Genomic DNA, 10,257 nt, shown 5'->3' with positions numbered 1-10,257 from the left:
CCCCAACAGCCCCGCGCAGCGGCCCCGCCCGCCGCAGGCGCAACGGCGAGGTCCCCCACGACGGGACAGCCGAAAACGTGGGAAGGCTAGGCGCTACGCGCCGGCACGCAACGGCCGTCCTCCGTCTGGTAGTTCCAGCGGGCCCCCTGCCTCACCAGTTCCGTGACCGCACGGATGAAGCGGTCGACGTGCTCGTCCGGCGTGCCAACGCCCAAGCTCACGCGGATGGCGTTGAGGGACTTTTCGCCGGGGGCCGCGTCGGGGGCGCCGCACTCGCCGGGGTCCTGGGGCTCGCTGCCGAGGAGGGTGCGGACGAGGGGGTGGGCGCAGAAGAGGCCGTCGCGGACGCCGATGCCGTACTCGGCGGAGAGGGCGGCGGCGAAGTGGGAGCTGTTCCAGCCTTCGACGACGAAGGAGAGGACGCCGACGCGTGCCGCGTCCTCGCCGAAGAGGGAGAGGACGTTCACCTCGGGTACCTCGGCCAGGCCGGTGCGGAGGCGGGCGATCAGTTCCTGTTCGCGGGCGACCAGGCCGTCGAAGCCGGCCTCGGTCAGGGCCTGGCAGGCCGAGGCGATGGCGTAGGCGCCGATGACGTTGGGCGAGCCGGCCTCGTGCCGGGCCGCGGTGGTGTGCCACTCGACGTCCACCCCGCCGTCCGTGCGCCGGGAGACCTTGCGGCTGGCGCCGCCGCCGGCCAGGTACGGTGCGGCGTCCCGCAGCCAGTCCGCGCGGCCGGCCAGTACCCCGGCGCCGAACGGCGCGTAGAGCTTGTGGCCGGAGAAGGCGACCCAGTCCACGTCCAGCTCGGCGAGGTCCACCGGGTGGTGCGGGACGAGCTGCGCGGCGTCCAGCACGATCCGGGCGCCGTGCGCGTGCGCGGCGGCCGCCAGCTCCCGCACCGGCCACAGCTCACCGGTCACATTCGACGCACCGGTCACGCAGACCAGCGCCGGGCCGTAGGGCTCGCGTGCGGCCAGCGCCTTCTCCAGGGTGTCCACGGCCTGCTGCGGGGTGCGCGGTGCGTTGAGGTAGGTCACCGTGACGTCCGGGCGCTGCTCCCAGGGCAGCAGCGAGGCGTGGTGCTCGGTCTCGAAGACGAACACCCGGGTGTTCTCGGGGAGTACGGCGGCGAGCAGGTTCAGCGAGTCGGTGGTGGACCGGGTGAAGACGACCTGGTCGCCCTCCCGTCGCCCGCCACCGCCCTTGCCGGACCGGGCTTCGCCCGGGCCCCCTTCGATGCGGCAGCCGAGGAACTCGGCGATGGTGCGGCGGCTGTTCTCGAAGAGGTCGGTGGACAGCTGCGAGAGGTATCCGGCGCCGCGGTGCACGCTGCCGTAGTACGGGGCGTAGGCCGCCACGTCGTCCCAGACCCGCTGGAGGGCGGGGGCGCTGGCGGCGTAGTCCAGCGCGGCGTAGTCGACCTCGCCGCCGGTCACGAGCGGGACGCGGACATCCCGGCCGAGAACCGGCAGCGGGGCACAGACGGAGCGGTCGGCGGCAACGGCGGAAACAGACATGGCGAACTCCCGTGAGAGGTAAGCGAATTCGCCGCGTGCGGGGGCGCGGAGGGCGCGCCGGGGCACCGCGGCGGGAAAAGAAAAAGGGATGCGGAAAAGGGGCCGTCGGGCCCTATCGCATTCGCTGATTCACGGAAGTTCTCCCTCGGGGACCAGGATCCCTGGCGAGGGATCCGCGCTTGCCGCAGACCTCGCTGCCTGCGGCCTGGTCATCACCCGGGGCACCCCGCCACGGAAGGAGGGTTGCCGGACAGCGGGCCGGGGCCTGCATCGCTGTCACTCGTGACCTGGGCAGAATCATGCCACACGGGCAAAGCGGCGCAAGGCCCGGTCCATATGACGGACTGGGCCTTGCGTCACACCCTGCGTCACCGTGCGCTCAGGTGTTGCTGGCGGCCACCCAGCGCTCCAGCGCCCGCTTGGCCGCGCCGGAGTCGACCGAGGCGGCGGCGCGCTCGATCCCGGCCCGGATCTGCTCGGCCAGCGGAGCGTCCGCCGGCTCCAGGGCGACCAGCGCGGCCGCGGAGTTCAGCAGCACCGCGTCGCGCACCGGGCCGGTCTCCCCGTCCAGCACCCGGCGGGCCACATCCGCGTTGTACGAGGCGTCCGCCCCGCGCAGCGCCTCCACCGGCACCAGGGGGATGCCTACGTCCCGGGGGTCGAAGGACTCCTCGCGCACCGTGCCGTCCCGGACGATCCACACCCGGGAGGTCGCGGTGGTGGTCAACTCGTCGAGGCCGTCGTCGCCGCGGAACACCAGTGCCGACGAGCCGCGCTCGGCGAGCACCCCGGCCAGGATCGGCGCCATCCGGGCGTCCGCGACACCGGTCGCCTGGGCGCGGACCTTCGCGGGGTTGGTCAGCGGGCCCAGCACATTGAAGGTGGTGCGGATGCCGAGCTGGGCCCGCGCGTTGGCGACGTGGCGCAGCGAGGGGTGGAACTTCACCGCGAAGCAGAAGGTGATGCCGGCTTCCCGGGCGACCTCGGTGACGCGCTGCGGGGTGAGGTCGAGGTTGACGCCGAGCTTCTCCAGGACGTCGGAGGCGCCGCTGGCGGAGGAGGCGGCGCGGTTGCCGTGCTTGACGACCTTGGCGCCGGTCCCGGCCACCACGATCGAGGACATCGTGGAGATGTTGACGGTCTTGGCGCCGTCGCCGCCGGTGCCGACGATGTCGACGCTGGGGCCGGGGACCTCGATCAGCCGGGCGTGCGCGTACATGGTGCGCACCAGGCCGGAGATCTCGGCGACGGTCTCGCCCTTGGCGCGCAGGGCCACCGCGAACCCGGCGATCTGGGCGTCGCTGGCCTCGCCCCGCATGATCTTGTCCATCGCCCAGGCGGTGTCGTCCGCGCTGAGGTCACGGCCGGCGAGCAGGGCGTTGAGGAGCTCCGGCCAGGTGTGGGCCGCCACGCTGTCGCCGCCAACCGGGGTCACAACGTTCATGGTCCACTCTCCTGGATTGTCTCCTGCTTATGCCGTTCACCCTATCGAGCCGCCGGGCACGCCGGAGGGCCCCGTCCGGTTGGGGTATCCCCTGCTCCTTAAGAGCTTGGGGAACGGACGGGGCCCTCTGGGTGGCGTACTGGCTACGGTGCGCTAGGTAGCGCTGCGGTGATCAGTGGTGGCCGTGGCCGCTGCTGATCTCCTTGTACTCCTCGACCGTGGCCTTCGGGATGACGTTGTCCTCGCCGTAGTAGGCCTTGGAGAGCTTGGCGCGCAGCTTCTGCGAGCGCTTCAGCTTGCGCTCCACACCGTTCTCGTCGACCTCCGGGCCCAGCTCGAGCGGCGCGGGCTGCTCGTGCTGGGTGAGCAGGTGCAGCTGCTCCTGGTCGAGCGGCTCGTGGACCTCGATGAACTCACCGTGCGGCAGGCGCTTGATGATGCCGGACTCGCGGCCGTGCAGCACCTTGTCCTTGTCGCGCCGCTGGAGGCCCAGGCAGATCCGCTTGGTGGCGATGAAGGCCAGCACCGGTCCGACGAAGAACGCGATCCGCACGAACCAGGTGATCGAGTTGATCGACAGGTGGAAGTGCGTCGCCCACAGGTCGTTACCGCCACCGATCAGCATCACGAAGTACGCGACGAGCCAGGCGACACCGAAGCCGGTACGGGTCGGGACGTTGCGCGGGCGGTCCAGGATGTGGTGCTCGCGCTTGTCGCCCTTGACCCAGGACTCGATGAACGGGTAGACCGCGATCGCGACCAGGACCAGCGGGAAGACCAGGATCGGGATCAGCACACCGAAGTTGAGGGTGTGGCCCCAGAAGTTCCACTCCCAGCCCGGCATGACACGCACCAGACCCTCGGCGAAGCCCATGTACCAGTCGGGCTGGGCGCCGGTGGACACCTGGTCGGGCCGGTAGGGGCCGATCGCCCACACCGGGTTGATGCTGGCGATCGCGGCGATCACCGAGATCACACCGAAGACCAGGAAGAAGAAGCCTCCGGCCTTGGCCATGTAGACCGGCAGCAGCGGCATGCCCACGACGTTGTTGTTGGTCTTGCCGGCACCCGGGAACTGCGTGTGCTTGTGGTAGAAGACCAGGATCAGGTGCGCCACCAGCAGGCCGAGCATGATGCCCGGCAGCAGCAGGACGTGCACCGTGAAGAACCGCGGGATGATGTCGTGCCCCGGGAACTCCCCGCCGAAGATGAAGAACTGAAGGTACGAACCGACCAGCGGCATCGCCAGGATGACGCCCTCGATGAACCGCACACCGGTACCGGAGAGCAGGTCGTCGGGGAGCGAGTAGCCGGTGAAGCCGGTGAACATGCCCAGCACCAGCAGCAGGAAGCCGAACAGCCAGTTGACCTCGCGCGGCTTGCGGAAGGCGCCGGTGAAGAACACCCGCATCATGTGGACCATCATCGCGGCCAGGAACACCAGCGCGGCCCAGTGGTGGATCTGGCGGATCAGCAGACCACCACGCACGTCGAAGCTGATGTCCAGCGTCGACTCGAAGGCCTGCGTCATCCGGACACCCTGCATGGGCACGTAGGAACCGTGATAGGTCACCTCGGCCATGCTCGGGTGGAAGAACAGCGTCAGATAGACACCGGTCAGGATGATGATGATGAAGCTGTAAAGCGCGACCTCACCCAGCATGAAGGACCAGTGGTCCGGGAAGATCTTGCGCATGTTGGACTTGGCCAGGCTGTAGATGCCCAGCCGGCCGTCCGCCCAGTCGGCGATCCGCTCGCCCCGTGGCGCCTGGCCACGGCGCGGGGTGGTCGCGCTCGTCTCGTTACTCATCCGCGCTCCCAGAAGCTCGGGCCGACGGGCTCCTCGAAGCCGCTTGCGGCCTCCAGGAAGCCGTCCTTCTCCGTGATGTGCAGCTGCGGCAGGGCGTGTCCGGCCGGACCGAAGATCACCCGACCGCCGTCAGAGAGGTCGAACGTCGACTGGTGGCAGGGGCAGAGCACGTGGTGCGTCTGCTGCTCGTACAGGCTGATCGGGCAACCCACGTGGGTGCAGATCTTCGAGTACGCCACGATGCCCTCGTGCGACCAGGACAGCTCGTGCTTGTCCTTGATGTTCTGCGGCTGGATCCGCACGAGCATCAGGGCGTCCTTGGCGATCTTCTGCGCGAACTCCTCGTCGTGCTCCTCCAGGCCCTCCGGCATGGCGAACGTGAGGGAGCCGACCGCGATGTCCTCGGGACGCAGCGGGAGGTTGGTGGCCTGGTTGACCAGGCGGACGCCCTTCTTCCAGTTCGTCGTGCGCAGCTTGTTCCCGGGCAGCGGCCCGAGGTCACGCAGCAGCACCACACCGGAGAGCGGCACCAGGGCCAGCGCGCCGAACATCGTGTTGCGGATCAGCTTGCGGCGGCCGACCTGCGACTCCTTCGCCCCCTGGGCGAAGTCCGCCATGACCTTGGCCTTGACCTCCGGCGCCGCCTCGATCGGGTGGCGCTCGTCGGCGACCTCCTCGTCCGACATCAGCGTGCGGGCCCAGTGGACCGCCCCGGCGCCGATGCAGAAGAGCGCCGCGCCCAGCGTCAGACCGAGCGCGAAGTTCAGCGCGCTGATGTGACCGAGCGGCCAGATGTAGACGTTCTGCTCGATCGGGATCGCCACGTACGCGGCGATGAAGGCGACCGTGGCGATCATGGACACGACGAAGAGAAGCGCCACGGTGCGCTCGGAGCGCCTGGCGGCCCGGTCGTCGATGTCCTGGGCACGGTGCTCGTGGGGCGGCAGACCCGGGTCGGCGAACGGGTTCTCCGCCGTGGTCACCGCACCTTCGTGAGCCGTCTCCCGCTCACCGGGAAGGGTTTCTTCTGGCACGTCTTCGTGTCGTCCAGTCTCACTCATGACTTCTTGGCCTTCGTAGTCCGGGCTGCGACCCAGATGGCGACCGCGATCAGTGCGCCCAGGCCGAAGATGTAACCGAAGAGACCCTCACTGACCGGACCGAGACCGCCGAGGTCGAGGCCGCCGGGGCTCTCGGATTCATCGCCGTTGACGGCGCCGAGGTACGCGATGATGTCCTTCTTGTTCTGCTTCGACAGCGAACCGTCACCGAAGGAGGGCATGTTCTGCGGGCCGGTTTCCATGGCCTCGTAGATGTGCTTCGGGTCCACGCCCTCGAGCGTCGGTGCGTACTTGCCATCGGTCAGGGCGCCGCCCTTACCGGTGAAGTTGTGGCACTGCGCGCAGTTGGTGCGGAACAGCTCGCCGCCCTTGCCGATGTTGGCGCCGTCGGGGCTGTACTGCTCCTTGTCCGGCACGGTCGGACCGGCGCCCAGCGAGGCGACGTAGGCCGCGAGCTGGTCGATCTGGGCGTTGGTGTAGATGTTCTTCTTCCGCGGCACCTGGGCGCCGGGCTGCTGGGCCGGCATGCGGCCGGTGCCCACCTGGAAGTCCACGGCTGCGGCGCCGACGCCGACCAGGCTGGGGCCGTCGGAGGTGCCCTGACCGCCGGTGCCGTGGCAGCTGGCGCAGCCGACGGCGAAGAGCTTCTTGCCCTCCTTGATGGCAAGAGACTGGGCGGTGTCATCGGCCTGAGCCTTGTCCGCCGGAGCGAACGCGGCGTACGCCCCCCCAGTGACCGCCAGCGCGAAGAGTAGGACGACGAGCGCCGCCAGCGGATGGCGCCGTCGTGCGGAGAGCTTTTTCACGGATTACCCCGGTGTCAGGATCTTCTGCGTCGATGCTTTGGATATGTCTGTCTGATTCGAGCCGGTATGGGTCCGGACTACTTGATCAGGTAGATCGTGGCGAAGAGGCCGATCCAGACGACATCGACGAAGTGCCAGTAGTAGGACACGACGATGGCCGCGGTGGCCTGCGTGTGGGTGAACCTCTTGGCCGCGTACGTCCTGCCCAGGACCAGCAGGAAGGCGATCAGACCGCCCGTCACATGCAGTCCGTGGAAGCCGGTGGTCAGGTAGAACACCGAGCCGTACGGGCCGGACGAGAGCGACAGGCCCTCGTGCTTGACCAGTTCCGTGTACTCGAAGACCTGACCGCCGATGAAGATCGCACCCATGACGAAGGTGACCACGAACCAGGCCCGGAGCTTCTTGACGTCCCCGCGCTCGGCGGCGAACACGCCGAGCTGGCAGGTCAGCGAGCTGAGCACCAGGATCGTGGTGTTGGTCGCGGAGAACGGAAGATTCAGCGCACTGGCGGATTCCTTCCAATACTCGGATCCGGTCACCGATCGAAGGGTGAAGTACATCGCGAAGAGGGCCGCGAAGAACATCAGCTCGGAACTCAGCCAGATGATGGTTCCGACGCTGGTGAGGTTCGGCCGATTGACCGACGGGTGCGCGTGCCCGGTTTCTACTGTCGTTGCTGTCGCCACGACCGACATTATGTCGGTCGCTTATCCCGCCCTCACTCCGGGGGGTGCCGTTCGGTGTGTCAAGGGCGTATGCCCTGCTCGTACGGACCGTTCCGGCGGTCGCTCGAAGGAGGGACGCAGCCGGCCGGCCGCCGTGCCGCGGGCCCGCCGGTGCCGGTCCTGACGGGCCGTCGGGGAGATCTTGGATCCGGTCAACCCCTCCTGCCGGCGCCCCTTGCGGGAGTAGCATCCGCCCCACCCGATGCTGTGCCGCTACGAAGCGTGGAGGAACGATGCAGGCGACTGCCACGGTGCTGGTCTACAGCGACAACGCCAACACCCGCGAGCAGGTCCGGCTGGCGGCCGGACGGCGCCCCGCCGCCGATGCCCCGCAGATCGAGATCCTGGAGTGCGCCACCGCACCGGCCGTCCTGACGGCCCTGGAGCAGGGCGGCATCGACGTCTGTGTCCTGGACGGCGAGACCGCGCCCGCGGGCGGCATGGGCGTCTGCCGGCAGATCAAGGACGAGATCTTCCGGTGTCCGCCGGTGCTGCTGCTGATCGGCCGCCCCCAGGACGCCTGGCTGGCCACCTGGAGCCGGGCGGACGCCGCGGTGACCCATCCGCTGGACCCGGTGGCCTTCGCCGACACCCTGGCCGGGCTGCTGCGCCGCAGGAACCTCGTACAGGCCTGAGCGGCCTGCTGGGCGGCGCTCAGATCCGCGGGCGCAGCCGGGCCTCGCCAACCGGGTTCTGCTCCCGCTCGGCGGCTCCTGTGGTGCTGGAGGCCTTGTTGTTCAGCGCGCTGCCGTCCCGCCATTCCTTCCAGGGCATGTTCCAGTCACCGAAGCCGTTACCGAACGGCGTCATCATGTCGCCGCCGCTGTTGAGCACCTTGACGATGTCGCCGACCCGCACCGTGTTGAAGAACCACTGGGCGTTGCCCGTGGACATGCCCGTACAGCCGTGGCTGACGTTCGCCGCGCCCTGTGATCCGACGGACCAGGGTGCGGCATGGACGTACTCGCCGCTCCAGGTCACCCGGGTGGCCCAGTAGACCGGCAGATCGTAGGACTCCGAGCCTGCGGCGATGCCGACCGTCGAGCTGCGCATCCGTACGAAGCTCTCCTTGCCGAGGACGACCTTGATGCCGTTACGGGTGGAGAAGCCGGGCTTGCCGGTGGTCACCGGGATGGTCTTGATCGACTCGCCGTTGCGCCACACCGTGAGCTGGTGCGTGCCCGCGTCGGTGATCGCCTCCACCCGGTCGCCGGTGGTGAGCTTCACGGGCTTGGACGGGCCTCCGTAGAGCCCCTTGGCGATCTTCAGGCCCGCCAGGTTGCTGTGCACCGAGATCGAGGCGTGGGCGGGCCAGTACTCCTTCGGGCGGAAGTGCAGCTTCTTGTCGTCCACCCAGTGCCAGGCGCCCTGCACCCGCGGCATGGAATCGACCTTCAGGGCGCTCTCCACGATGGCGCGGGCCTTCGGGTCCTTGACGGGCTGGCTCAGCTCCGCGGTGACCGGCTGGCCGACGCCGTACTCGCCGGCCTTCGGGCCGAAGGCGGCGGTCAACTGGCCGTTCGCCTCCTTGGTGTTGACCACGAGCGTCTTGCGGCCGGGCTCACCGTCCTCCTCGGTGCTCACCCGCACCGTGTAGCGGGAGCCGGCGGCCAGCGGCGCGGTGGTGCGCCAGTGCCTGCCGTCGGCGCTCAGCTCGCCGTGGACGAAGCGGCCGGTGGAGTCGGTGGCCGTGACGTCGGTGATGCGCGCGTCGTCCCCGTTGACGGACACCTCAAGCGGCTTGTCGGGGTCCGCCTTCTTGTTGCCGTCGGGGGTGTTGGCCGAGATCTGGTCGGCCGCGTCGTAGGGATTGGCGGAGAGCGCTTCCGAATCCGAGCCCCCGCACGCGGTGGCGCTCACCGCAAGGGGCACGAGCAGGAGGCCGCAGCTCAGCACCGTCCGGGTTCGAGGTCTGTGACTCATGCCCCAAAAATATGAAGAATCACCTGTCTCAGCGCGCTGGAGGACTGCAAACGGGTCTGGCCCGCGCCACCAAAAGCGGCGGGCCCGGACACCTGTTGAGGTGTCCGGGCCCGCCCGACGGCAGCTGTGTGCCGTTACTGCGTGCGGTTCTCGCCGCGGTAGTACTCGAAGACCCAGCCGAAGAGACCCACAAGGATCACCGGCAGGGAGAAGTACAGCAGCCACCAGCCGAAGACGACGCCCATGAAGGCGAGCGCGCCACCGACGGCCAGGGACAGCGGCTGCCAGCTGTGCGGGCTGAAGAAGCCCAGCTCACCGGCGTCGTCCGAGACCTCGGCGTTCTCGTTGTCCTGCGCACCCGCGTCGACCCGCCGGGCCGTGAAGGCCAGGTAGTAGCCGACCATGATGCACAGGCCGAAGGCGAGGAACAGTGCGGTGGTACCCGCGGGCTCCTTCGACCAGACGCCATAGACGATCGCCATGGCGAGGACGAAGACGGAGAGCCAGATGAACATCTTGCCCTGGATCTTCACTTGCCCGCCTCCTTGCCGCCGGCGAGGCTCTTGTCGTCCTCGGTGGCGCGGCCGTTGTGCAGCGCGTCAAGAGCTGCGATCTCCGGGTGGTGCAGATCGAACGCCGGGGATTCGGAGCGAATACGCGGCAGGGTGAGGAAGTTGTGCCGCGGCGGCGGGCAGGACGTCGCCCACTCCAGCGAGCGGCCGTAGCCCCAGGGGTCGTCGACCTCGATCTTCTCGCCGTACTTCGCCGTCTTCCAGACGTTGTACATGAACGGCAGGATCGACAGGCCCAGCAGGAACGAGCTGATCGTCGAGATGGTGTTCAGCGCCGTGAAGCCGTCGGCCGCGAGGTAGTCCGCGTAACGCCGCGGCATGCCCTCGGCACCCAGCCAGTGCTGGACGAGGAAGGTGCCGTGGAAGCCCACGAACAGCGTCCAGAACGTGATCTTG

10 protein-coding genes and 1 riboswitch are annotated in these 10,257 nt (G+C 68.8%); of the genes, 1 reads left to right on the top strand and 9 read right to left on the bottom strand.

Annotated elements, in window-relative coordinates; genetic code table 11:
* Nucleotides 1-86 precede the first annotated feature (86 nt).
* The 6 genes from AC3EUV_RS37895 to ctaE all read right to left on the bottom strand — a co-directional run bounded on the left by AC3EUV_RS37895 (nt 87) and on the right by ctaE (nt 7,336).
* Entirely contained in the window at nt 87-1,517 is a 1,431-nt protein-coding gene (locus tag AC3EUV_RS37895; RefSeq protein ID WP_432147076.1) for an aminotransferase class V-fold PLP-dependent enzyme, read from the bottom strand.
* Between the two features lie 170 nt (nt 1,518-1,687).
* A riboswitch (SAM riboswitch) is annotated at nt 1,688-1,805 on the bottom strand.
* A gap of 91 nt (nt 1,806-1,896) precedes the next feature.
* Nucleotides 1,897-2,961 carry an anthranilate phosphoribosyltransferase gene (gene trpD / locus AC3EUV_RS37890; RefSeq protein WP_432147077.1) on the bottom strand — a complete coding sequence of 355 codons (1,065 nt, stop codon included), beginning with the start codon at nt 2,959-2,961 and terminating at the stop codon, nt 1,897-1,899.
* Nucleotides 2,962-3,133: 172 nt separating this feature from the next.
* Nucleotides 3,134-4,771: a cytochrome bc1 complex cytochrome b subunit gene (gene qcrB / locus AC3EUV_RS37885; RefSeq protein WP_432147078.1), complete on the bottom strand. Its 1,638-nt coding sequence runs from the start codon at nt 4,769-4,771 to the stop codon at nt 3,134-3,136.
* A complete protein-coding gene (qcrA, locus tag AC3EUV_RS37880) occupies nt 4,768-5,832 on the bottom strand; it encodes a cytochrome bc1 complex Rieske iron-sulfur subunit (protein ID WP_432147079.1) in 1,065 nt (354 codons plus the stop codon). Before qcrA ends, qcrB begins: the two co-directional genes overlap by 4 nt.
* Nucleotides 5,829-6,638 carry a cytochrome bc1 complex diheme cytochrome c subunit gene (qcrC, locus tag AC3EUV_RS37875; protein WP_432147080.1) on the bottom strand — a complete coding sequence of 270 codons (810 nt, stop codon included), beginning with the start codon at nt 6,636-6,638 and terminating at the stop codon, nt 5,829-5,831. Before qcrC ends, qcrA begins: the two co-directional genes overlap by 4 nt.
* A gap of 77 nt (nt 6,639-6,715) precedes the next feature.
* Nucleotides 6,716-7,336 carry an aa3-type cytochrome oxidase subunit III gene (ctaE, locus tag AC3EUV_RS37870; protein WP_387247357.1) on the bottom strand — a complete coding sequence of 207 codons (621 nt, stop codon included), beginning with the start codon at nt 7,334-7,336 and terminating at the stop codon, nt 6,716-6,718.
* Nucleotides 7,337-7,599: 263 nt separating this feature from the next.
* Between ctaE and AC3EUV_RS37865 the strand changes: the two genes are divergently transcribed.
* Entirely contained in the window at nt 7,600-8,001 is a 402-nt protein-coding gene (locus tag AC3EUV_RS37865) for a DNA-binding transcriptional response regulator (RefSeq protein WP_432147081.1), read from the top strand.
* Between the two features lie 19 nt (nt 8,002-8,020).
* Here AC3EUV_RS37865 and AC3EUV_RS37860 read toward each other — a convergent pair whose 3' ends face one another.
* From AC3EUV_RS37860 to AC3EUV_RS37850, 3 genes are all read right to left on the bottom strand, one after another.
* Nucleotides 8,021-9,289, bottom strand: coding sequence for a L,D-transpeptidase (locus AC3EUV_RS37860; RefSeq protein WP_432147082.1), 1,269 nt, complete (start codon nt 9,287-9,289; stop codon nt 8,021-8,023).
* A 134-nt stretch (nt 9,290-9,423) separates the two neighbouring features.
* The gene (locus tag AC3EUV_RS37855) at nt 9,424-9,822 is read right to left on the bottom strand and encodes a cytochrome c oxidase subunit 4 (RefSeq protein ID WP_128506350.1); all 399 of its coding nucleotides are present in this window, start codon (nt 9,820-9,822) and stop codon (nt 9,424-9,426) included.
* Nucleotides 9,819-10,257 (bottom strand): cbb3-type cytochrome c oxidase subunit I (locus AC3EUV_RS37850; protein WP_435604864.1); only part of this gene is annotated, 439 nt, incomplete at its 5' end. The genes AC3EUV_RS37855 and AC3EUV_RS37850, both read right to left, overlap by 4 nt.

This window comes from Streptomyces sp. bgisy130, assembly GCF_057708345.1.
The sequence above is the reverse complement of the archived record's forward strand: the minus strand, read 5'-3'. Positions and strand labels throughout refer to the sequence as shown.

Excerpts from the sequence above, each read along its gene's own strand:
- AC3EUV_RS37860 (WP_432147082.1), bottom strand. The coding sequence starts at position 9,289 with ATGAGTCACAGACCTCGAACCCGGACGGTGCTGAGCTGCGGCCTCCTG.
- AC3EUV_RS37895 (WP_432147076.1), bottom strand. The coding sequence starts at position 1,517 with ATGTCTGTTTCCGCCGTTGCCGCCGACCGCTCCGTCTGTGCCCCGCTG.
- AC3EUV_RS37865 (WP_432147081.1), top strand. The coding sequence starts at position 7,600 with ATGCAGGCGACTGCCACGGTGCTGGTCTACAGCGACAACGCCAACACC.
- qcrA (WP_432147079.1), bottom strand. The coding sequence starts at position 5,832 with ATGAGTGAGACTGGACGACACGAAGACGTGCCAGAAGAAACCCTTCCC.
- ctaE (WP_387247357.1), bottom strand. The coding sequence starts at position 7,336 with ATGTCGGTCGTGGCGACAGCAACGACAGTAGAAACCGGGCACGCGCAC.
- trpD (WP_432147077.1), bottom strand. The coding sequence starts at position 2,961 with ATGAACGTTGTGACCCCGGTTGGCGGCGACAGCGTGGCGGCCCACACC.
- qcrB (WP_432147078.1), bottom strand. The coding sequence starts at position 4,771 with ATGAGTAACGAGACGAGCGCGACCACCCCGCGCCGTGGCCAGGCGCCA.